The organism is Neobacillus niacini, assembly GCF_046591715.1.
Taxonomy (GTDB): domain Bacteria; phylum Bacillota; class Bacilli; order Bacillales; family Cytobacillaceae; genus Neobacillus; species Neobacillus niacini_L.
In genome coordinates, this window is sequence record NZ_JAWVNQ010000001.1 from 460,744 (window position 1) to 484,745 (window position 24,002).

20 protein-coding genes are annotated in these 24,002 nt (G+C 39.9%); 19 read left to right on the top strand and 1 reads right to left on the bottom strand.

From position 1 onward, the window contains the following. The first annotated feature begins 37 nt into the window (after positions 1 to 37). The 12 genes from lspA (at position 38) to pyrE (ending at position 13,276) form a co-directional block, all read left to right on the top strand. Entirely contained in the window at positions 38 to 529 is a 492-nt protein-coding gene (gene lspA / locus SFC47_RS02440) for a signal peptidase II (RefSeq protein ID WP_411252672.1), read from the top strand. Then, a complete protein-coding gene (locus SFC47_RS02445; RefSeq protein ID WP_411252673.1) occupies positions 501 to 1,406 on the top strand; it encodes an RluA family pseudouridine synthase in 906 nt (301 codons plus the stop codon). The genes lspA and SFC47_RS02445 overlap by 29 nt, the downstream gene beginning before the upstream one ends. Before the next feature lie 183 nt (positions 1,407 to 1,589). Beyond that, positions 1,590 to 2,132 (top strand): bifunctional pyr operon transcriptional regulator/uracil phosphoribosyltransferase PyrR, encoded by a 543-nt coding sequence (pyrR, locus tag SFC47_RS02450; RefSeq protein ID WP_411252674.1) that lies wholly within the window; start codon positions 1,590 to 1,592, stop codon positions 2,130 to 2,132. Positions 2,133 to 2,295: 163 nt separating this feature from the next. After that, entirely contained in the window at positions 2,296 to 3,606 is a 1,311-nt protein-coding gene (locus SFC47_RS02455; RefSeq protein ID WP_411252675.1) for a solute carrier family 23 protein, read from the top strand. Between the two features lie 163 nt (positions 3,607 to 3,769). After that, positions 3,770 to 4,714 (top strand): aspartate carbamoyltransferase catalytic subunit, encoded by a 945-nt coding sequence (locus SFC47_RS02460; RefSeq protein ID WP_411252676.1) that lies wholly within the window; start codon positions 3,770 to 3,772, stop codon positions 4,712 to 4,714. Next, entirely contained in the window at positions 4,674 to 5,963 is a 1,290-nt protein-coding gene (locus SFC47_RS02465) for a dihydroorotase (protein ID WP_411252677.1), read from the top strand. The genes SFC47_RS02460 and SFC47_RS02465 overlap by 41 nt, the downstream gene beginning before the upstream one ends. Continuing rightward, positions 5,960 to 7,066: a carbamoyl phosphate synthase small subunit gene (locus SFC47_RS02470; RefSeq protein WP_411252678.1), complete on the top strand. Its 1,107-nt coding sequence runs from the start codon at positions 5,960 to 5,962 to the stop codon at positions 7,064 to 7,066. Before SFC47_RS02465 ends, SFC47_RS02470 begins: the two co-directional genes overlap by 4 nt. After that, on the top strand, positions 7,045 to 10,251 hold the full coding sequence (carB, locus tag SFC47_RS02475; protein WP_411252679.1) for a carbamoyl-phosphate synthase large subunit: 3,207 nt from the start codon (positions 7,045 to 7,047) through the stop codon (positions 10,249 to 10,251). Before SFC47_RS02470 ends, carB begins: the two co-directional genes overlap by 22 nt. After that, positions 10,248 to 11,021, top strand: coding sequence for a dihydroorotate dehydrogenase electron transfer subunit (locus tag SFC47_RS02480; RefSeq protein WP_411252680.1), 774 nt, complete (start codon positions 10,248 to 10,250; stop codon positions 11,019 to 11,021). The genes carB and SFC47_RS02480 overlap by 4 nt, the downstream gene beginning before the upstream one ends. After that, the gene (locus SFC47_RS02485) at positions 11,018 to 11,959 is read left to right on the top strand and encodes a dihydroorotate dehydrogenase (protein WP_411252681.1); all 942 of its coding nucleotides are present in this window, start codon (positions 11,018 to 11,020) and stop codon (positions 11,957 to 11,959) included. Before SFC47_RS02480 ends, SFC47_RS02485 begins: the two co-directional genes overlap by 4 nt. Continuing rightward, entirely contained in the window at positions 11,931 to 12,647 is a 717-nt protein-coding gene (gene pyrF / locus SFC47_RS02490; RefSeq protein ID WP_411252682.1) for an orotidine-5'-phosphate decarboxylase, read from the top strand. The genes SFC47_RS02485 and pyrF overlap by 29 nt, the downstream gene beginning before the upstream one ends. Beyond that, positions 12,644 to 13,276 carry an orotate phosphoribosyltransferase gene (gene pyrE / locus SFC47_RS02495; protein WP_411252683.1) on the top strand — a complete coding sequence of 211 codons (633 nt, stop codon included), beginning with the start codon at positions 12,644 to 12,646 and terminating at the stop codon, positions 13,274 to 13,276. The genes pyrF and pyrE overlap by 4 nt, the downstream gene beginning before the upstream one ends. A 36-nt stretch (positions 13,277 to 13,312) precedes the next feature. Here the strand turns inward: pyrE and SFC47_RS02500 are convergent, their stop codons facing one another. Beyond that, on the bottom strand, positions 13,313 to 15,025 hold the full coding sequence (locus tag SFC47_RS02500) for an Rqc2 family fibronectin-binding protein (protein WP_411252684.1): 1,713 nt from the start codon (positions 15,023 to 15,025) through the stop codon (positions 13,313 to 13,315). Between the two features lie 191 nt (positions 15,026 to 15,216). Between SFC47_RS02500 and SFC47_RS02505 the strand changes: the two genes are divergently transcribed. The 7 genes from SFC47_RS02505 (at position 15,217) to priA (ending at position 23,890) form a co-directional block, all read left to right on the top strand. Beyond that, positions 15,217 to 17,895, top strand: a complete 2,679-nt coding sequence (locus SFC47_RS02505) for a calcium-translocating P-type ATPase, SERCA-type (RefSeq protein ID WP_411252685.1) — start codon at positions 15,217 to 15,219, stop codon at positions 17,893 to 17,895. Positions 17,896 to 18,015: 120 nt separating this feature from the next. Then, a complete protein-coding gene (locus SFC47_RS02510; RefSeq protein WP_411252686.1) occupies positions 18,016 to 18,891 on the top strand; it encodes a YicC/YloC family endoribonuclease in 876 nt (291 codons plus the stop codon). A gap of 60 nt (positions 18,892 to 18,951) precedes the next feature. After that, entirely contained in the window at positions 18,952 to 19,215 is a 264-nt protein-coding gene (remA, locus tag SFC47_RS02515; protein WP_095247706.1) for an extracellular matrix/biofilm regulator RemA, read from the top strand. A gap of 11 nt (positions 19,216 to 19,226) precedes the next feature. Then, positions 19,227 to 19,841 (top strand): guanylate kinase, encoded by a 615-nt coding sequence (gmk, locus tag SFC47_RS02520; protein WP_221820104.1) that lies wholly within the window; start codon positions 19,227 to 19,229, stop codon positions 19,839 to 19,841. Then, complete coding sequence (rpoZ, locus tag SFC47_RS02525) at positions 19,842 to 20,087, top strand: DNA-directed RNA polymerase subunit omega (protein WP_411252687.1); 246 nt, start codon at positions 19,842 to 19,844, stop codon at positions 20,085 to 20,087. A gap of 187 nt (positions 20,088 to 20,274) precedes the next feature. After that, entirely contained in the window at positions 20,275 to 21,492 is a 1,218-nt protein-coding gene (coaBC, locus tag SFC47_RS02530; protein ID WP_411252688.1) for a bifunctional phosphopantothenoylcysteine decarboxylase/phosphopantothenate--cysteine ligase CoaBC, read from the top strand. After that, positions 21,479 to 23,890, top strand: coding sequence for a primosomal protein N' (gene priA, locus SFC47_RS02535; protein ID WP_411252689.1), 2,412 nt, complete (start codon positions 21,479 to 21,481; stop codon positions 23,888 to 23,890). Before coaBC ends, priA begins: the two co-directional genes overlap by 14 nt. The last annotated feature ends 112 nt before the right edge of the window (positions 23,891 to 24,002 follow it).

Below are 24,002 nucleotides of genomic sequence, written 5' to 3' on the forward strand. Positions count from 1 at the left end.
TAAGGAAGTAAGTCTTCGAAGATGGGGGTATTCCTTAGTGTTTTATTATTTAATCGCAATTTTTATTATTTTATTAGATCAAGTGACGAAATGGCTGATTGTCACTAAAATGCATCTTGGTGAAAGTATCCCAGTTATTGAGGACTTTCTGTATATTACTTCTCACCGAAATCGCGGTGCTGCATGGGGAATCCTTCAGGGACAAATGTGGTTCTTTTATGTCATAACTGCTATAGTAATCATTGCGATCATTTATTACATTCAAAAAGAAGCAAAGGGTAAATGGTTGTTAGGTGTATCGCTGGCATTTATGCTCGGCGGAGCAATCGGAAATTTTATTGACCGCTTAATTCGGAAAGAAGTGGTTGACTTTATTCATACGTATATATTCAATTATAACTTTCCAGTATTTAATATTGCGGATTCGGCTTTAGTCATTGGCGTAGTATTATTAATGATTCAAATGCTGCGTGATGAGCGTGAAACAAAGGAGAAATCATATGGAGAAAATGGTACACACCATTCTTGAACAACAAAAGGGCGACAGAATTGACAAGGTAATTTCAGCTTTAGATGAAGAATGGTCTAGGACTCAAGTACAGCAATGGATTAAAGAAGGTAATGTCCTTGTAAATGGACAAAAGATCAAAACAAATTATAAATGCAGTTTAAATGATCAAATCGAAATTAATATACCCGACCCTGAATTACTCGATGTGATTCCAGAAGAGATGGATTTAGATATTTATTTCGAAGATAAGGATGTCTTGGTGGTTAATAAACCGAGCGGAATGGTAGTCCATCCTGCCCCTGGACATTTAACAGGAACGCTGGTTAATGGGTTAATGGCTCATTGTAAAGACTTATCAGGAATAAATGGCGTCCTTAGACCTGGAATCGTTCATCGTATTGATAAAGACACATCAGGACTATTAATGGTGGCTAAAAATGATATGGCCCATGAAAAGCTGGTTAACCAATTAGTTGAAAAGTCCGTTACACGGAAATATAGAGCGATTGTACATGGTGTAATACCTCATGACTTTGGAACAATTGATGCACCTCTGGGGAGAGATACAAGAGATCGGCAAAGTATGACCATTGTCGATAATGGCAAGCATGCTGTAACCCATTTCCAGGTGATTGAACGTTTTAAGGATTTTACATTTGTAGAATGTCAATTAGAGACAGGCAGAACACACCAAATACGTGTCCATATGAAATACATTGGCTATCCGCTTGCAGGTGATCCTAAGTATGGACCTAAAAAAACATTGGATATCAATGGTCAGGCATTACATGCTGGAGTTCTTGGCTTTAACCACCCGAGGACCAATGAATATCTTGAGTTTGAAGCACCTCTGCCAGAAGAATTTGAAGAGGTTCTAAAACAGTTGCGAAAATAATCATTGACACATTTGTCGAATTATTGTACGATAACAACAGTTGAATATGCCTTTAAATCAGTCCTGAGAGGCTGGGAAGGAAACGGATAATTAGGTGGGATAACTATGCCCATACTAATACTCTTTACCTCTCACCTCTAAGCGTGAGAGGTTTTTTTATTAATAACGGGCAGGTGTTTAAAAATGAACCAAAAAGCCGTAGTATTAGATGCACAAGCAATAACAAGAGCATTAACAAGAATTGCTCACCAAATCATAGAAAAAAATAAAGGGATTGAAGACTGTGTACTTGTAGGAATTCGGACTAGAGGAATCTTTATTGCAGAAAGACTTGCAGTAAAAATTAACGAAATTGAAGGAAAACCAATACCAGTTGGCGAGTTGGATATTACTCTTTATCGTGATGATTTGACCAAAAAGACAAATGATCAAGAACCTCTGGTGAAGGGGTCTGATATTCCAGTTGAACTGAAAGATAAAAAAGTTATTCTAGTAGATGATGTGTTATATACTGGCCGCACAGTTAGAGCTGGTCTAGATGCCATCATGGACCTTGGCCGTCCCTCTACCATACAACTAGCCGTGCTTGTCGACCGCGGGCACAGAGAACTGCCGATACGAGCTGATTATGTTGGGAAAAACATTCCAACATCAAGCAGTGAAAAGGTCGTGGTTGAATTACAAGAAGTAGATAAACTTGACCAAGTAAGTATCTTTGAAAAATAAATAGTAACCCTTTTAAATCCAGTCCTGTGAGGCTGAAAAAGGGGGGAGCTGCCGTATTTATTATGGCTATTTCTTACCCTCTTTGTACTCTCATGGACAAAGAGGGTTTTTTATTTCAAAAAGTCAAGCTGATAAATAGAAAAAGATTGTGGAGGAGAAACAAGTGAATAATAAACCTATCTTAGACGTAAAAGAGATTCCCAATCCTGCCCAATGGCTTACTTTAAGCTTGCAGCACTTATTCGCAATGTTTGGTGCAACGATTCTTGTTCCATACCTTGTTGGGTTAAGCCCAGCGATTGCATTAATATCAAGTGGTTTAGGAACACTCGCTTTCTTAATGATTACAAAATGGCAGGTACCTGCATACCTTGGTTCTTCCTTTGCTTTTATTGCTCCAGTGATAGCTGCAAAAGCAACAGCTGGTCCTGGTGGAGCCATGATAGGTTCTTTCCTTGCTGGTCTTGTCTACGGAATTGTCGCACTAATAATTAGTAAAGCAGGTCATCGCTGGATTATGAATCTGCTGCCGCCGATTGTTGTCGGTCCAGTCATTATCGTAATTGGTTTAGCACTAGCGGGTACAGCAGTTAATATGGCGATGAACAATCCCGCAGGTGAATATAGCCTGCTTCATTTCTCGGCAGCACTTGTAACTTTAGCAGCTACGATTATCTGCACCATATACATGCGCGGCATGTTAAGCATTATCCCAATTCTTGCAGGCATCGTAATCGGATACCTTTACTCCTTTGCAATTGGCATTGTTGATTTTAAACCAGTATTGGAAGCAAAGTGGTTTCAAATGCCTGAATTCATCATTCCGTTTGTAAGCTACGAGGTAAAAGTAACATGGGACTTAGCACTTCTAATGGTGCCAGTCGCAATCGTAACCCTGTCTGAACATATTGGACACCAGCTTGTACTTAGTAAAGTAGTTGGACGTGATTACATTAAAGAACCTGGTTTACACCGCTCAATTTTGGGGGATGGAACAGCAACGATTATTTCTGCTTTAATTGGCGGACCACCGAAAACAACGTATGGGGAAAATATCGGGGTCCTTGCAATAACCAGAGTATACAGTGTGTATGTCATTGCAGGTGCAGCCGTTCTCGCTGTGATCTTTGGATTTATTGGAAAAATAACAGCCTTAATCAGTACAATCCCAACACCAGTAATGGGTGGTGTTTCCATCCTGCTCTTCGGAATTATTGCTTCATCCGGATTACGTATGCTGGTAGACAGTAAAATTGATTTTGGCAACAAGCGTAACCTAGTCATCTCATCAGTCATTCTTGTCATCGGAATTGGCGGTGCTTTTATAAAGGTTTCAGAATCCTTCCAGATTCAAGGGATGGCATTTGCCGCAATTGCGGGTGTTCTCCTGCACTTAATCCTTCCTGGTAAAGAACCAGTAAGTGAAGATATGTTTGAACAAACAGTAGAAAATGAAAAGCAAAAAACTGCATAAGAATAAACTTTTTAAAAGTAGTCCAGAGAGGCTATAAGGGTGTAGTACGAAGTCCATTGAAATGTGCCATCACATTCATAATGCGGACTTAGTAAGCTGCAATTGCACCCTGGTCGATTTGATCAGGGTCTTTTTTTACCAAAAATGGAGATGGGGGAATAGCATGTTAAAGCATTTGCTAACCACGAATGAGTTAAAAGTGGAAGAAATAAAGCAAATTATCACAGATGCCCAGCGTTTTGCGGACGGAATGAAATGGCGTCCAGAAGTTCAAATGTTCTCTGCTAACTTATTTTTTGAAGCAAGTACAAGAACGAAATCAAGTTTTGAGATGGCAGAAAGAAGATTAGGATTAAACATCATTCCCTTTGAAGTCTCAACTTCAAGTGTACAAAAAGGAGAGACACTGTACGATACAGTAAAGACACTAGAATCCATTGGCGTGAATACGGTTGTCATCCGCCATGGGCAAGATCGTTACTTTGATGAGCTTGTTGGAAAAATAAATATCCCCATTATTAATGGAGGCGATGGGTGTGGACATCATCCTACACAATCTCTTTTAGATCTTCTAACCATCTATCAGGAGTTTGGAACTTTTAAAGGTTTGAAGATTGCCATAATTGGGGATATCCGGCATAGCAGAGTAGCAAGGTCTAATGCAGATACCCTGACAAGGTTAGGAGCGGATGTTATCTTCTCTGGACCTATGGAATGGTTTGATCATCATAGTCTAAGTGCTGCAAGGTTTACACCGATTGATGAAGCAATAGCCGATGCAGATGTGGTGATGCTCCTTCGTGTTCAGCATGAAAGACACCAAAAGAAGGGCAGCTATACAGCAGCGGACTATCATAGACAATTTGGGCTCACTTTAGAGAGAGAAAAGAGTATGAAGCAGGGCAGTATTATTATGCATCCCGCACCAGTTAATCGAAATGTTGAAATATCAGATAGCTTAGTAGAATGCAAACGATCAAGAATCTTTAAGCAAATGGAAAATGGTGTGTTTGTAAGAATGGCTGTCCTAAAACGGTCATTAGAAAGTCTAAAAGGAGTGTATGAGGATGAAACTACTTATTCAGAACGCCAGCTACATAGCATCTAACGGTGAAAATAAACAGGCCGATATATTAATAGAAGATGGTATTATTACAAAAATAGAAAAACAGCTTGAAGTGAGTGCAGACCGGAAAGTTAATGCAGAGGGGATGATTGTTTCACCGGGATTCGTTGACCTGCATGTCCATCTTCGCGAACCTGGCGGTGAGAAAAAAGAAACAATTGCTACAGGAACACTCGCTGCCGCAAGAGGCGGTTTTACAACATTAGCTGCAATGCCAAATACTAGACCAGTCCCAGATTCGAAAGAACAAATGGAATGGCTGCAAGGAAGAATAAAGGAAACAGCCAAGGTAAGAGTCCTTCCGTATGCTTCTATCACAGTGAGGCAAATAGGAAAGGAATTGACAGACTTTGAGGCGTTAAAAAATGCAGGAGCCTTTGCCTTTACCGATGACGGTGTAGGGGTTCAAGATGCGAGTAAGATGCTTTTGGCAATGCAAAAAGCAGCAAGTGTAAATATGGCAATTGTTGCACATTGTGAAGAAAATACACTGATTAATAAAGGATGCGTCCATGAAGGTTCCTTTTCAAAGAGAAACGATTTAAACGGTATTCCTTCGGTTTGTGAGTCTGTTCAGATCGCTAGGGATGTCCTCTTAGCAGAAAGTGCTGGGTGTCATTATCATGTTTGTCATGTTAGTACAAAAGAATCGGTTCGTGTCATAAGAGATGCAAAAAGAGCGGGGATTAAAGTCACTGCAGAAGTCACGCCACACCATTTATTATTAACTCAAGACGATATTCCGGATAATCTGGATCCGAACTTTAAAATGAATCCACCGCTTCGTGATAAGGCTGATCGCGACGCATTACTTGAGGGATTACTAGACGGCACCATTGATTTTATTGCGACCGATCATGCACCGCATACTAGTGAAGAAAAAAATGAGGGAATTGAACTTGCTCCATTTGGGATTGTCGGATTAGAAACTGCATTTCCACTGCTTTATACACACTTTGTTCTAAAGAACATCATGACACTTGAACAACTAATTGGATACCTGACGAAGAAACCAGCTGATAGTTTTTCACTGCCTTACGGAACCATTGAAGAAGGAGCTATTGCAGACATCGTCCTGTTGGATCTGAGTGAGGAACAAGCAATTAATCCGAAAGAATTTCTATCTAAAGGGAAAAACACACCATTTGCGGGATGGGCTTGTAAAGGCTGGCCGCATATGACAATTGCAAGCGGTGAGGTAGTATGGGAGAAGGGACGTGTAACAGTATGAAGGCACAGTTAATTTTAGAAGATGGAACGATTTTTATCGGTGAAGGATTTGGTAGTCATATGGATACCATCGGGGAAGTTGTTTTTAATACAGGAATGACTGGCTACCAAGAAATACTTTCCGATCCATCCTATTGCGGGCAAATTGTTATGCTGACGTATCCACTGATTGGAAACTACGGAATCAACCGGGATGATTTTGAAACAATTACTCCCGCAGTGAAAGGTTTTATAGTTAAGGAAGCTGCCGAATTTCCATCGAATTGGAGAAGTGAATTTACGCTTGACGAGTATTTTAAAATGAAAAATATTCCTGGAATTGCAGGAATTGATACACGTAAATTAACAAGAATTATTCGCCAATATGGAACATTAAAAGGGGCAATCTGCAGTATTGAAAGTGATCCAGATGAAGTGATAAGGAAGTTAAGGCAGACAAAATTACCGATTGACCAAGTGAGAAGAGTATCTACAAAAAATTCTTACCCAAGCCCAGGCAGAGGGAAGAGAATCGTCCTTGTTGACTTCGGAATGAAGCATGGTATTTTACGAGAATTAAACAAACGAAATTGTGATGTTGTTGTCGTTCCATACCATACAACCGCGGATGAAATCCTTCAATTACGGCCTGACGGGATAATGTTATCCAACGGTCCTGGGGATCCAAAAGATGTCCCAGAAGCGATCCATATGATTAAGCAGTTATTGGGATTGGTACCAATATTCGGTATCTGCCTTGGACATCAGTTATTTGCATTGGCATGTGGTGCCAATACAGACAAAATGAAATTCGGTCATAGAGGTTCTAACCACCCTGTTAAAGATTTAGCAACTGGGAAAATCGCGATCACAGCGCAAAATCATGGATATACAGTAGAAGAGAAATCATTACAAAATACTAGACTACAAGTTACTCATATTGCTCTTAATGATGGTACGGTAGAGGGTTTAAAACATATCGATTATCCAGCCTTTACTGCTCAATACCATCCAGAAGCTTCACCAGGACCGGAAGACGCAAACCATTTATTCGATCAGTTTCTTGCAATGATTGAAGCTGAAAAACAGGAGGTTTCTACAACATGCCAAAACGTACTGATATAAACTCCATTCTAGTAATAGGTTCAGGACCTATTGTAATTGGGCAGGCAGCGGAATTTGATTATGCTGGAACCCAGGCTTGTATCGCTCTGAAAGAAGAAGGATATCGAGTTATTCTTGTAAATTCCAATCCCGCCACTATTATGACGGACACAGAGATTGCAGATGCTGTCTATATTGAACCGTTGACTGAGGAATTTGTAAGCAGGATTATTCGCAAGGAACGTCCCGATGCGCTTTTAGCCACTCTTGGCGGTCAAACTGGTCTCAATCTTGCAGTTGAGTTATCTAAATCAGGTGTTTTGGAAGAATGTGAAGTGGAAATCTTAGGGACGAAGTTATCAGCTATCAAACAAGCAGAAGACCGTGACCTATTCCGCTCCTTAATGAATGAACTAAGTGAACCTGTGCCAGAAAGTGAAATTATTCATGAACTGAAAGAAGCACATGCATTTGTGGAAAAAATAGGATTCCCTGTCATCGTACGTCCTGCTTATACGCTTGGAGGAACTGGCGGAGGCATTTGTCATAACTCAGAAGAATTAGACGAAATCGTGACAAGCGGCTTAAAGCATAGTCCTGTTAATCAATGCTTACTCGAGAAAAGTATTGCTGGTTTTAAAGAAATTGAATACGAGGTAATGCGTGATGGAAATGACAACGCCATTGTGGTATGTAACATGGAGAATATTGACCCTGTAGGGGTTCACACAGGTGATTCGATTGTTGTTGCACCAAGTCAAACCTTAAGTGACAGAGAATATCAGTTATTAAGAAATGTTTCTCTTAGAATCATTCGTGCGTTAGGTATAGAAGGCGGGTGTAATGTCCAACTTGCTTTAGATCCCTATAGCTTTAACTACTATATTATTGAAGTAAATCCAAGGGTAAGCCGCTCTTCGGCCCTTGCATCAAAAGCAACAGGTTACCCAATTGCCAAGCTGGCAGCAAAGATTGCTGTTGGTTTAACGTTAGATGAAATGCTTAACCCAGTAACAGGAAAAACGTATGCGAGCTTTGAACCTGCTCTTGATTATATCGTAACAAAAATACCAAGATGGCCATTTGATAAATTTGAATCAGGGAACCGTTCCCTTGGAACACAAATGAAAGCAACGGGCGAGGTTATGGCGATTGGACGCACATTTGAGGAATCCTTATTAAAAGCAATCCGTTCTCTAGAAGCCGGTGTCCATCATTTCGAATTAAATGGATCAGCAGAAATCAGTAATGAATTACTTGAGAAACGAATTATGAAAGCCGGAGATGAGAGGCTCTTTTATATCGCAGAAGCATTCAAACGCGGTATTACAGTAGAGACCATTCATCAATGGAGTCAAATAGACCTATTTTTCTTACACAAACTTCACGGAATCATCGAGTTTGAATCAAAGCTTGCGGCGAATCCAATGGATATGGAAATCCTTAAGGAAGCCAAACAAAAAGGATTCTCAGATAAAAAGATTGCTGAGCTTTGGGGCCAAAAGGAAAAGGATATTTATAAACTGCGCAAAAGTTTAGGTATGGTTCCGGTATATAAAATGGTCGATACTTGCGCAGCTGAATTTGAATCAGAAACTCCTTACTACTACGGAACATATGAGGACGAAAACGAATCCATTGTAACAGAAAGACAAAGTGTCATTGTTCTAGGTTCTGGACCCATCCGCATAGGGCAGGGGATTGAGTTTGATTATGCGACTGTCCACTCTGTTAAAGCCATCAAAGAAGCAGGCTATGAAGCAATTATTATTAATAATAATCCAGAAACAGTGTCAACGGATTTCAGTATCTCTGATAAGCTTTACTTTGAGCCGTTAACCATTGAGGATGTAATGAGTATTATTGATTTAGAGAGTCCAATCGGTGTGGTAGTTCAATTCGGGGGGCAAACGGCTATTAATCTAGCGGCAGAATTAGCGGATAATGGCGTGAAAATTCTAGGAACCAGCCTTGAGGATTTAGATCGTGCAGAGAATAGAGATAAATTTGAACAGGCCCTTGTAGAGCTCGATATTCCGATGCCGATGGGAAAAACAGCTTTATCAGTGGAAGAAGCCATCATAATCGCTAATGAAATCGGCTATCCAGTTCTTGTTCGTCCTTCTTACGTTCTTGGCGGGCGTGCCATGGAAATTGTATATCGACAAGAAGAACTGCTTCATTATATGGAAAATGCCGTTAAAATCAACCCGGAACATCCTGTCTTAATTGACCGCTACTTAACAGGTAAAGAAATAGAAGTGGATGCCATTTGTGATGGAGAAAATGTATTAATTCCCGGCATTATGGAGCATATAGAACGAGCAGGGGTCCATTCCGGGGATTCAATTGCAGTGTATCCGCCGCAGACACTAACAAATAGAATTAAACAAACGCTGGTTGAATACACAGAAAAGATGGCAAGAGGATTAAATATCGTAGGTCTGTTAAATATTCAATACGTAATTGCTAAGGATCAAGTATTCGTACTAGAAGTGAATCCACGTTCAAGCCGTACGGTTCCATTCTTGAGCAAAATCACAAATGTTCCAATGGCTAAAATTGCAACAAAAGCAATCTTGGGAATTTCGATAACGGAACAAGGCTTTACACCTGGAATCGTCCCTGAAAAGAAGGGTGTTTATGTAAAAGTTCCAGTATTCTCATTTGCTAAGTTAAGAAGTGTAGATATCACCCTGGGTCCTGAGATGAAATCAACCGGTGAGGTTATGGGTAAGGATTGCACACTTGAAAAAGCACTTTACAAAGGACTAGTAGCATCAGGAATGAGTATTCAAAAGTTCGGCACAGTATTGTTTACGGTTGCTGATAAGGATAAACAAGAATCATTAAAGCTTGCAAAAAGATTCGCGGCAAACGGCTATCGGCTTATGGCTACAAGTGGAACAGCAGCTGTACTTGAATCCAGTGGACTGCCGGTTAAGGTGATTGCCAAAATTGGCGCAGAAGGCAAAACACTTCTCGATGTCATTCATCATGGAGAAGCCCAGCTTATCATTAACACCCTGACAAAAGGCAAGCAGCCGGAACGGGATGGTTTTAGAATCCGCCGTGAAGCAGTTGAAAATGGAGTCCCATGCTTAACTTCATTAGATACAGCGGATGCGATCCTTAAAGTGATAGAGTCAATGAATTTTTCAGCAGAAGCGATGGAAGTTAAGGAAAAGGAGGCAGTTTTTGCATGATAAAAAAAGAATTATGCAGAATCATCTCCCAAACAGAAATTGCTAAAGATATTTTTCAACTGACAGTTGAAGCAGATTTCGTGAATGAGATAAAAGCACCGGGGCAGTTTGTGCATATTCGGGTCGATAAGTCTATCGACCCTTTATTACGAAGACCAATCAGCATTTCTTCTGTTGATAGGGAAAACTCACAATTTACCATGATTTATCGAAGGGAAGGAAAAGGGACCACAATGCTTGCTGAAAAAGATCAGGGGATGAAGCTCGATATTCTTGGTCCATTAGGCAATGGCTTTCCTGTCGATGAAGTAAATCCAGGGGAAACAGCTTTACTTGTTGGGGGAGGAATTGGTGTCCCTCCTTTATATGAACTTTCTAATCAGCTGTCCAATAAAGGGGTAAAGGTCATCCATGTCCTAGGCTTCCAAACACAATCAGCAGTCTTTTATGAAGAAGAATTTATGGGCAATGGAGAAACCTATATTACGACTGTGGATGGTTCATATGGAAGTAAAGGTTTTGTAACAGATATAATAAAACATTTAAAATTTGATTGTTTATATACATGCGGGCCAACACCGATGCTGAGAGCAATTGAAAAAGAGTATGCACATAAGAAACTATTTTTATCATTAGAAGAACGTATGGGCTGCGGCATAGGGGCATGCTTTGCCTGTGTATGTAAAATTAGCGAAGATCCTTCTGAAGTCTCTTATAAAAAAGTTTGCAGCGATGGACCAGTTTTCCGTGCAGGGGAGGTACTAATATGAGCACTTTAAATATAGAGCTGCCTGGTTTGAAACTAAAAAACCCAATAATGCCTGCATCTGGCTGCTTTGGATTTGGCAGGGAGTACAGCCAATTCTATGACTTGAGTAAGCTTGGTGCAATAATGATTAAAGCGACAACGGTTGAACCGAGATTTGGCAATCCAACCCCGCGGGTAGCAGAAACATCTGCCGGAATGCTGAATGCCATTGGTCTGCAAAATCCAGGTTTAGAAAAAGTGGTCAGTGATGAACTGCCATGGTTATCTCAATATGATGTTCCCATTATTGCAAATGTTGCAGGTTCCCTTGAAGAGGATTATATTGAGGTTGCAAAGAGCATCTCTAAAGTTTCCAATGTTCATGCATTAGAATTGAATATTTCCTGTCCAAATGTAAAAACAGGGGGTATCGCTTTTGGTACGATTCCTGAAGTTGCTAAGCAGTTAACACGGAAGGTAAAGGAAGTTTCTGATGTACCAGTTTATGTAAAGCTTTCACCAAACGTAACGAATATCGTGGAAATGGCAAAAGCAGTTGAGGACGGCGGTGCTGATGGTTTGACCATGATCAACACTCTTGTGGGTATGAGATTGGATTTGAAAACAGGTAAGCCAATTTTAGCTAACCGTACCGGGGGGCTATCAGGCCCTGCAATTAAACCTGTTGCTATACGGATGATATATGAGGTAAGTCAGGCTGTAAAAATCCCAATCATTGGGATGGGTGGTATTGAGTCTAGTGAAGATGTTATTGAATTCTTTTATGCTGGGGCAAGTGCTGTCGCAGTAGGCACTGCCAATTTTGTGGACCCGTTTATATGCCCGGCTATTATTGATGAATTACCTATACTATTGGATCAATTAGGTTATGAACACATCAGTGAATTAAGGGGAAGGAGCTGGAAGGAACATGGACAACTCGCTTATCATCGCGCTTGATTTTGCAAATCGTAAAGAGGTAGAACAATTTTTACAGCCCTTTAAAGGTAAGGAACTGTTTGTAAAAGTTGGAATGGAGCTGTTTTATCAGGAAGGCCCCGAAATTGTTCGATACTTAAAAGGAAATGGACATCGTATTTTCCTAGATTTAAAGCTTCATGACATTCCGAATACAGTGAAGAGTGCGATGAAGGGTCTTGCAAGACTTGATTGTGACCTGGTCAATGTACATGCTGCAGGCGGGAAAGAGATGATGTCAGCTGCAATGGAAGGATTAGAGGAAGGGACTGCACTAGGAAAGAAGCGTCCAGCGTGTATCGCAGTTACGCAGCTAACAAGCACATCCGAAGAACAAATGAACAAAGAACAGCTGATTTCTTGTTCACTTGAACAATCAGTTCTTCATTATTCCTCATTAACAAAAGAAGCTGGATTGGATGGAGTAGTATGCTCTGCTTGGGAAGCCGTACCAATTCGAAAAACGTTAGGTCCCGATTTCTACACTGTTACCCCTGGAATACGGATGGCAGAAGATTGCACTGGTGACCAAAAACGGGTAGCCACCCCTGAATTTGCAAGAAATGCGGGTGTAACCTCAATTGTAGTAGGTCGTTCAATCACGAGATCAAATGATCCAGTAAAAAGTTATGAAAAATGGATGGAAGCATGGAGGAATGTTCAAGTATGAAAAAATTAATAGCAGATAAATTATTAACCATTAATGCAGTGGCATTAAAGCCAAATGATCCTTTCACTTGGACTTCAGGATTACGTTCACCGATCTATTGTGACAACCGCCTGACCCTTTCTTATCCGGAGGTAAGAAAAGAGATTGCAAAAGGAATGCAATCAATTATTCTAGAGAAATATTCAGATGCAGAAGTCATTGCTGGTACCGCTACAGCAGGAATACCGCACGCTGCGTGGGTTAGTGAACTGTTAAATTTGCCAATGTGTTATGTTCGTTCAAAAGCGAAAGGTCACGGCAAAGGAAACCAGATAGAAGGAAAAGTAGAAAGAGGACAAAAGGTTGTTGTTGTAGAAGATTTGATTTCTACCGGGGGCAGTGTCATTACCGCCGTTCAAGCATTAAGAGAAGCCGGTTGTGAAGTGCTTGGAGTAGTTTCAATCTTTACATATGGTTTAGAAAAGGGCAGGGAAGCTTTCGCACAAGAAGGAATAAAAAGCGAATCACTAACAGATTTTCCTAGTCTAGTGGAAGCAGCGATTGAAAAGGGCTATATTTCTAAAAATGATCAAGAAAGTTTACTTTCCTGGAGTAAAGCTCCTTCAGACTGGAGTAAAACATTCGAATAAAAATAAAAATAAAGCCCCGGAAAAACCGGGGCCATTTTATTTTTTCTTAAGTTTTAGAACTGTCTCCTCTTCGGGTGTAACATAGACAGTCTGCTGGTTATCATATATGACAAACCCAGGCTTTGCGCCACTAGGCTTTTTCACATACCGTACTTTGGTAAAATCTACTGGTACACTACTAGAGTTTCGGGCCTTGCTGAAATAGGCTGCCAGGATTGCAGCTTCATAAATGGCTGCCTCAGAAGGGTCTTTACTGCGAATAACAACATGCGAGCCGGGAATGTCTTTCGTATGCAGCCAGATTTCATCTCTAGCTGCAAGTTTATTCGTTAAATAATCATTTTGCTTATTGTTTTTTCCGACAATTAATTCAGTGCCATCGGAAGAAAGGTAATGGTCAAGTATAGGCTTTGCATTAGAGACTTTTTTTGCATTTCGTCTTTGACGATCGCGGATATACCCGCCTTCAATTAGCTCTTCGCGAATTTCTTGAATATCCTTTGGTGAAGCGGATTGCACCTGTTGAAGTAAATTTTCAAAATAAGTAACTTCTTCACGTGCCTTTTCAATTTGTTCGATGACGATGGAAACAGAATTTTTGGCTTTTTGGTATCTAGAAAAATACTTTTGTGCATTTTCTGAAGGTGTTTTCCTAGGGTCTAAGGTGATGGTTGCCGTACCGCCCATTTCATCATAGTAATCGACCACAACAATCTCTTTCATCCCTTTTTTGGCAGCATAGAGATTTGCAGTTAAAAGTTCACCAAAGCGCTGGAACTGCTCGGCTTTCTCCGCCTCTTTTAAAGTAGTCTCTAATTTCTCGATTTTTTTCTCATTCTTTTCTTTTTCATTGATAATTAGCCGTTCAATATCATTTCCCTGTTGTTTTACACGATCTCGTGCAGCCTTTCCAAAATAAAAGCGGTCCAGCATTTCACTTAAAGTTGAAAAGCTTTTTACTTCGCCTTTTACATGTTCAAGCGGAAAGAGGTAAAACACTTCCTTATTTCCTGTTGATAAGATAGAAGGCTCAATGGTTCCACGTTTAATTTTATCTATCATTTGAATAAACGTTTTAGGGACTGTTGTACGGTTGGCAATCCCGCATTGGAAAATAACCTCTTTTGCAAAAAGCGGCGAGATACCAGCAAATTGTTCAACAAGCTGCCGATCAAGCTTACCGCTATTAAAATCAATCTTTCTCAATACATCATCTTCATCAGCTAGAAATGGATTTTGTTTATTTTGTTCCGGCGGATAAATATAGGGCTGACCAGGTAAAATCGCTCTGTGGCTGTTGACTGCAAACGAAACATGCTTCACGCTGTCAAGAATGATATTTCGGGTTTTATCCACCAGGATAATATTACTGTGCCTGCCCATTATTTCAATAATTAACTGCTTGTAGCTTACATCTCCGATTTCATTTCGTCCCTTAATCTCAAATATAATCATTCGGTCATTTTCAACCTGATAGACATCCTCTAAAATATAGCCCTCAATATGCTTTCTTAGAAGCATACAGAACATAGGAGGTTCGCTGGGATTCTCGTATGCTTCATTGGTGAGCTGTACTCGGGCATAGCTCGGATGTGCAGAAAATAATAACTTTTGATTCACTCCATTTGCACGGATTGTGAGAATTACTTCATTTTTATAAGGCTGATGTACTTTATTAATTCTGCCTCCCTTTAAGGTTAGCGAGAGTTCATCAACCATTGCTTTTGTAAATAAACCATCAAATGACATGGAAAACATCCTTTACTTCAAACTATTTCTTCTCTTTAGTATAGCTCACTAAGTTAGAGTATGTCTCATTTTATCTAGTTCCATTAGTTATGCTAACTGTTCTAAATTATCATAGCATTTTTTGGGACGAGGCTGAATAAGCTTTCTTATGAGTATGTGTATGAAATTTAAGGGGGAAGTGAGATGGTCGGATGAAATTCCATGAGATGGAGATAAATCAAGTAGAAAAGGTCCTAGATACCGACTTTTCGTCTGGGTTATCACCGGAAGCTGTAAAGAAACGTATAGCCCAACATGGGCTTAATGAATTGGAGGAAGGAGAAAAGCAATCCGCTTTACTCTTATTTTTTAGTCAGTTTAAAGATTTTATGGTGCTAGTACTGCTGGCAGCCACGCTTTTATCTGGATTACTAGGCGAATATATTGATGCAATAGCAATCATCGCTATCGTCATTATTAACGGTATCCTAGGCTTCTACCAAGAAAGAAGGGCAGAGAAATCATTACAGGCGCTGAAGGAATTATCCGCACCTCAGGTATCCATATTACGGGAAGGACAGTGGGTGAAGATTCCTTCTAAAGAAATTGTTCCGGGAGATATCATTAAATTTTCAAGTGGAGATAGAATTGGTGCAGATGTCAGGATTATCGAATCTAGAAGTTTAGAAATTGAAGAGTCTGCCCTCACTGGTGAGTCGGTACCCGTGTCTAAGCATATAGATCGTTTAAAAACGGTAAACCCTGGAATTGGTGATATGGAAAACATCGCCTTTATGGGAACGATGGTAACTAGGGGAAGTGGTGTGGGAGTCGTAATTGGCACAGGGATGAAAACAGCTATGGGACAAATTGCTGATTTACTCCAAAATGCCGAGACACAAGAAACACCCCTGCAGCGCCGCTTAGAACAGCTCGGAAAAATATTAATAACTGTTGCATTGTTATTGACCGTACTTGTGGTTGCGATTGGGGTTTTACAGGGACATGAACTTTATACCATGTTCTTAGCAGGTGTTTCTTTAGCAGTTGCGGCAATTCCTGAGGGGTTACCGGCTATTGTAACAGTTGCCTTGTCGCTGGGTGTCCAAAAAATGATAAAGAAAAATGCCATAGTCAGAAAGCTGCCTGCTGTAGAAACACTTGGCTGTGCATCCGTTATTTGTTCTGATAAAACGGGGACAATGACGCAAAACAAAATGACGGTTACCCATTTATGGAGCGGCGGGCATACATGGACGGTAGATGGGGTAGGATATCATCCTCAAGGAGATTTCTATCGTGATAATACGCGGGTACACCCAAAAGAAGAAAAGGCACTTCAGCAAATGCTTATATTTGGGATGATTTGCAATCATTCAGAATTAGTGATAAAAGACGATGATTACATTCTTGACGGGGATCCTACTGAGGGGGCATTGCTAGTAAGTGCAATGAAAGCAGGGTTCGACCGCACAAATCTATTAAATGAGTTTACGATTATCAAAGAGTTTCCATTTGATTCAGCCAGAAAAATGATGAGTATGCATGTTAAAGATAAGCAAGGCCGGAATTTTATTGTAACAAAAGGGGCCCCAGATGTAATTATTGGGAAAAGTGAATCTATCCTCTGGGATGGGAAAACGCAGTATCTCGGCCAGAATGTTCAAAGCCAGGTGCAAGAGGCTATCAATAATCTTGCTAGTAAAGCACTTAGAACCATTGCGATTGCCTTTAAACCAATTTCGGCTAATACAGTTATCTTAAGTGAACAAGAAGCAGAGAGTAAATTAACCTTTATTGGTGTTCAAGGAATGATTGACCCGCCAAGACCAGAAGTGAGAGATGCGGTAAAGGAATGTAAGGAAGCCGGAATTAAAACGGTCATGATAACAGGTGATCATATCATCACAGCTAAAGCTATTGCAGCACAGCTTGGGATTCTTGCAAAGAAAAGTTTGGTACTTGATGGGAATGCATTATCAAACATGTCGGTAGAAGAGCTTGAGGATGTTGTAGATGATGTTTCGGTATTTGCCCGTGTTTCACCGGAGCATAAATTGAAAATAGTTAAAGCTCTGCAGAATAGAGGCCATATTGTAGCGATGACGGGTGATGGTGTGAACGACGCCCCGGCAATAAAGGCTGCTGATATCGGTGTTGCAATGGGGATTACCGGTACAGATGTAGCTAAAGAAGCATCTTCTCTTGTATTGCTCGATGATAACTTTGCAACAATAAAGTCTGCGATTGAAGAGGGCCGAAACATCTATGAAAACATTCGTAAATTCGTTCGATACTTACTTGCTTCAAATGTAGGTGAAATTTTGGTTATGTTGTTTGCCATGATCCTGGCATTGCCGCTGCCGCTCGTGCCGATTCAAATTCTCTGGGTTAATTTAGTGACAGATGGTTTGCCGGCAATGGCTCTGGGACTAGACAGGCCTGAAGAAGATGTGATGAAACGTAAACCAAGGAGTCCAAATGAGGGAGTATTTGCCCGGGGATTAGGCTGGAAAGTTGTTTCAAGGGGATTCCTAATTGGAATCGTTACTCTTTTAGCCTTTATGATTGTCTATAAACAGAATCCTGAAAATCTCCCATATGCACAAACAATAGCCTTTGCTACTCTAGTTATGGCACAGCTCATTCATGTGTTTGATTGCCGTAGCGAAAAATCAGTCTTATCTAGAAATCCATTTGGCAATCAATACCTAGTCTGGGCCGTTATTTCTTCCCTGGCGCTGATGATTGCTGTTATCTATTACCCGCCATTTCAACCGATTTTTCATACCATGCCAATTCTGGCAAAAGACTGGCTTTTGATTATTGGACTATCCTCTGTTCCAACTTTTTTACTAGCCGGAACATTTTTGTTAAGAAAAACAAAATAAAGTGTGTTATAATCCAAAAGGTAGTAGAGGCCGCTCTATTACCTTTTGTTAGTTCTAGATATAAAATAAAACTTTACATAGAAGGTTAGCGCTCATCTTCAATTGATTGGAGTGTACTTAATGGTTATAAGTATGACGGGCTTTGGAAGAAGCAGAATTGCTTCAGCCTCTTTTTCTGTGAATGTAGAAGTAAAAACAGTCAATCATCGTTTTAGTGAAATGAATATCCGGATGCCAAGGCACTTATTGAAGATTGAAGATAAGATAAAGAAAAAATTGAATGAGCATCTTCGTCGTGGCAGAGCTGAAGTTTATATAATGATAGAAGGGGAGGGTGGAGTTAATCGAAAAATCCAAGTTGATTGGAAGCTGCTGGAAGAATACTACCTGTTTATTAAAGAAGCGCGAGAAAAATTTAATCTTGAAGGCAGCGTATCACTTCAGGATTTATTAACTTGGAATGAATTTTTACATATTGAAGAAAATGATGCTGGAAATGAAGAGTTGGAAAGTTTAGTACTCCAAGCTGCAGAAGAAGCTGTTCTTTTATGCAGACAGATGCGTGCCCGAGAAGGCGAAGAGCTGAGAAAGGATTTGCTCACTTCATTAGGATTATTAGATTCCAATATAGATGAACTTAAAAGTTATGCACCCCAAGTTGTCTCGGCTTATAAGGAACGATTAATGAAGCGAATGGAAGAGTTTGTCCAGGGACAATTTGATGAAACACGGGTATTAACAGAGGTGGCACTATTTGCTGATAAAATTGATATTAATGAAGAATTAACTAGATTAAAAAGTCATATTCAGCAATTTAGTCAAACCCTAAACGAATTAGAACCGATTGGAAGAAAGCTTGATTTCCTTGTTCAAGAAATGAATAGGGAAGCGAATACGATCGGGTCAAAAGCAAACGATTCTTCGATTGCTAAAAAAGTAGTTGAGATAAAAAGTCTGCTTGAGAAGCTTAAAGAACAAGTACAAAATATTGAATAATACTGTTTAGAAAATGACTCAAACGGCAAAAATATATTATTGATGATTGGATTGAATTTCATGTCGATTAAATTGATTAATATTGGATTTGGAAATATCGTATCTGCCAATCGGATAATTTCAATTGTAAGCCCTGAATCTGCTCCGATTAAGAGGATTATACAAGATGCCCGAGATCGGGGTTCATTGATAGATGCTACATATGGAAGACGTACTCGTGCTGTAATTGTCATGGATAGTGACCATGTCATTTTATCAGCAGTACAGCCTGAAACGGTTGCCCATCGATTGGCAGACCGTGATGAAATTATTGATGAAGGGTAGGATTATAGAAAATGCAGGAAAAAGGATTGCTTATCGTATTTTCTGGTCCATCAGGTGTCGGAAAAGGAACCGTTAGAAAGGAAATATTTTCCCATCCGGACACGGCTTTTGAATATTCAATATCTGCGACCACACGCGCTCCACGTCCTGGTGAAGTAAATGGCGTAGATTATTTTTTTAAGTCACGAGATGAATTTGAAGAATTAATTAAACAAGGGAAACTATTAGAATACGCAGAGTTTGTAGGAAATTATTATGGGACCCCAGTGGATTATGTTCGTGAGACCTTAGATGCTGGAAAAGATGTATTCCTAGAAATTGAAGTAAAGGGTGCAAGGCAGGTTCGGGAAAAATTCCCAGAGGGTTTATTTATCTTCCTAATGCCGCCAAGTCTATCTGAACTAAAGAATCGGATTGTCACTAGAGGTACGGAAACAGAAGAGTTAATTAACAACCGCATGTTGTCTGCCCGAGAAGAAATTGAAATGATGGAATTATACGATTATGTTGTGGAAAATGACCAAGTAGAATTGGCATGTGAACGTGTGAAAGCCATTGTTGTAGCTGAACATTGCCGCAGAGAACGTGTAGAACACCGATATAAAAAATTACTGGAGGTCGAATAAATGTTATATCCTTCGATTGATTCATTGCTAAATAAAATAGATTCAAAATACTCTCTTGTTTCCGTTGCAGCTAAGCGTGCCCGTTCCATGCAGCAAACACGTGACGAAAGATTACCTAAATATGTTTCTTATAAGCATGTAGGAAAAGCACTTGAAGAGATATACAGCGGCGAACTTACTTATCGTGTTCCGAAGAAATCAGAAACAGGTGCTGTTTACGGTAAAGATAGCAATATAGGCAAGTAACAAACCTCTGAAGGTCTGACAGCAGCAAAATGTCAGCCTTTTTTATTTTTTGGAGAGCACATACCACTGGCTAACAAAAATAGACATTTTTTGTAGAAACAAGTTGAAAAAGATGAAAATATAATGTGATTCTAGCATAATAAAAGAATAGATTATTTGTGGAATTGAAGTGGGGGATAGTATTAGGATGGATAAAAAGATACTAGTATGTGTAACCGGCGGAATAGCAGTATATAAAGCAGCTGCATTAACAAGCAAACTTGTCCAAGCAGGAGCAAAAGTAAAAGTAATTCTTAGTGATTCTGCAGCAAAATTTGTTTCCCCTTTAACTTTTCAAGCTCTATCTCGTAACGAAGTGTATACCGACACCTTTGATGAAAAAAACCCGAATGTGATCGCGCACATCGATTTAGCTGACTGGGCAGATTTAATTCTAGTAGCACCTGCAACGGCTAATACGATAGGAAAGCTTGCAAATGGTTTTGCTGACAATATGATTACGACAACCTTATTGGCTGCAACAGCACCAGTTTGGATTGCACCAGCGATGAATGTCCATATGTATGACCATCCGGCAGTGAAAAAGAACATTTCCATATTGTCCTCGTACAATTATCAATTTATTGAACCAAGTGAGGGCTATCTAGCTTGCGGTTATGTAGGAAAGGGCCGTCTAGAGGAACCTGAGAAAATTGTCGAATTGATTAAACAACATTTTTTAAATAAAAGCTCTTTAAAGTTAAAAGGGAAAACCGTCTTAATTACTGCTGGTCCAACAAGAGAGAAAATTGATCCGGTCCGATTCATTACAAATCATTCTACAGGAAAAATGGGATATGCTCTTGCAGAGGCAGCGAGGAACGAAGGCGCAAGAGTCCTATTAGTTTCTGGTCCGGTCCATTTAACCCCTCCCGAGGGTGTGGATGTAGTGAAGGTGGAGAGTGCGGAGGAAATGTACCAGGCAGTTATCAGCAACTTTGAGTCTGCTGATATTATCATCAAAACGGCCGCAGTAGCGGATTATACTCCCAAAGTTTCCTTCGATCATAAAATGAAAAAGCAGCCTGGTGATAAGGTTATTGAACTAGCTCGAACAAAGGATATTTTATCTGAGCTTGGTACCAAGAAAAAAAATAAGATACTAGTTGGTTTCGCGGCCGAAACTGAAAATGTAGAAGAATACGCATTAAAAAAACTAAAGGCTAAAAATGCAGATATGATAGTAGCCAATAATGTAAAGTCTGAAGGTGCTGGATTTGGTATGGATACAAACATTGTGACCTTATTCATGCGAAATGGTTCTAAATTCGAGTTACCAATAATGTCGAAGCTCGATGTTGCCTATAAGATTATTGATGCTATTACTGTGCTGCCAAAGGATCTGGAACCAAATGAAAGTTGCTAGTGTAATTGTTGATGTACCTGCAAAACAAACGGATAGGGAATTTGATTATTTAGTTCCAGAAGATTGGTTAGAAACAATCCAGCCAGGTATGAGAGTAATTGTCCCATTTGGTCCAAGAAAAATTCAAGGATTTGTAACGGAGATAAAAGCAGAATCTGAATTTAAGAAGCTCCGTGAAATTCATGAGCCGATGGATTTAGAACCAGTGTTAAATAAGGAATTACTTGAACTTGGGAGCTGGCTGACTGAAACAACGCTGTGTTTTAAGATAAATGCCTATCAAGCCATGCTGCCTGCCGCCTTGAAAGCCAAATATGAAAAGAAAGTAAAACTTTCTCAAGGTGTATCAATTCATGAATTACCTGAACTGCTGTACGAGGTCTTTAACAAAGAGGAAGCAATAAATTGGGATGATGCATTGAAGAAGGGCCTTGTTCCCCTCCTTCAAAGAGAAGCAGCAAAGGGCCTTTTGGAAGTAATTTATCTAGTTAAAGGAAAACTGAATAAAAAGAAATTAAAATATGTCAGTCCACTTCGTTCACCTGCAGACTTAGAAGCTGAATTAAATAGTTTTTCTCAAAGAGCTGAAAAGCAAAAAGAAGCATTGAGGTACTTTATAGAGAACCCTGAACCAATAGAACAGAGAATATTGTCAAGAGACTTGAATATCTCATCAGCGATTGTAAAAGCACTTGTGGCAAAGGGACTGCTCATAGAAAAAGACATGGAAGTTTATCGAGATCCCTATGAGAACCGGACCTTTGAGAGGTCGGAGCCTTTACCATTAACGCATGAACAAGAAGGAGCAATTGGACCAATATTAGGGTCAATTGAAAGGATGGTTCATGAAGTGTTCCTCCTCTATGGGGTAACAGGAAGCGGAAAAACAGAAATTTACCTGCAATCCATACAGGATGTTATTGAAAAAGGCAAGGAAGCAATCGTTCTTGTCCCTGAGATTGCCCTCACACCGCAAATGGTAAATCGCTTTAAAGGTCGTTTTGGCAATTTAGTTGCTGTTTTGCACAGTGGACTCTCAGCTGGAGAAAAATATGATGAATGGCGGAAAATTCAGCGCAAAGAGGTTAAAGTGGTTGTTGGTGCTAGATCAGCAATATTTGCTCCATTTGAAAATCTGGGGATCATTATTATTGATGAAGAACATGAAACAAGCTATAAACAGGAAGAAATGCCGCGCTATCATGCGAGAGATGTTGCGATTGAACGTGGCAGTAAAAATAAATGTCCGGTAGTCCTTGGCAGTGCTACACCTTCTTTAGAATCATTTGCAAGGGCTCAAAAAGGGGTATACAAGCTGTTAACTCTTCCAAGCCGAATGAATCAGAGGGCACTTCCTGCAGTGGAAATTATTGATATGCGTGAGGAGCTGCGGGCAGGGAATCGTTCCATGTTTTCTAAAAAGCTTTTTGAACTATTGAAGGAAAGAATAGAAAGGAAAGAGCAGTCTGTATTATTTTTAAATAAACGCGGTCATTCTTCCTTTGTAATGTGCAGGGATTGCGGGTATGTCATGGATTGCCCTAATTGTGATATATCCTTAACTTACCACAGAGTTACGGAACAAATGAAATGCCATTATTGTGGATATGAGAGTCATGTACCAAATCAATGTCCTGAGTGTTCAAGTGATTATATCCGTTACTTTGGGACGGGAACACAAAAGGTGGAGGATGAACTCGGAAAAATCCTTCCCGAGGCAAAGGTAATCCGTATGGATGTAGATACAACAGGGAAAAAGGGTTCTCATGAGAGGCTTTTAAAGGAGTTTCAAGAAGGGAAAGCGGATATTCTTTTAGGAACACAAATGATTGCAAAAGGGCTGGATTTTCCGAACATTACACTTGTGGGAGTTCTCTCAGCAGATACTATGCTCCATTTACCAGATTTTCGCTCATCAGAAAAAACCTTTCAGTTATTAACACAAGTCAGCGGCAGGGCTGGGCGGCATGAATTACCAGGGGAAGTTATTATCCAAACCTATACACCTGAACACTACAGTGTAGAGTTAGCAGGAACACAAAACTACGACCTCTTCTACAATCGGGAAATGGTGCTCAGAAAGACACATCATTACCCGCCATTTTATTATTTAGCTTTAATTACGATTAGTCATGAACAGTTAATGACTGTGGTTTCGGAAACAGAAAAGATTGCGGCTTTTGTACGTTCACGCATTTCTAACACTGCAGTTGTTCTTGGACCGGCTGCTTCACCGATTCCAAGAATCAATAATCGATATCGTTACCATTGTCTTATTAAATATAAACATGAACCGGAACTGACTAAAACGCTAAGAACGATACTAGATCAGTACCAAAACGATCCGAAAACCGGATTACTAGTTTCGATTGATGTAAACCCATATATTTTAATGTAAGATACGCAAATATCGTTGATATAAAAGGTTATGTTCAGGTATTTTGGGTGAAAATGATAGTAATAATTGAAATAGATATAAAAATCGGACAACTTCAATACAGATGGAGGAA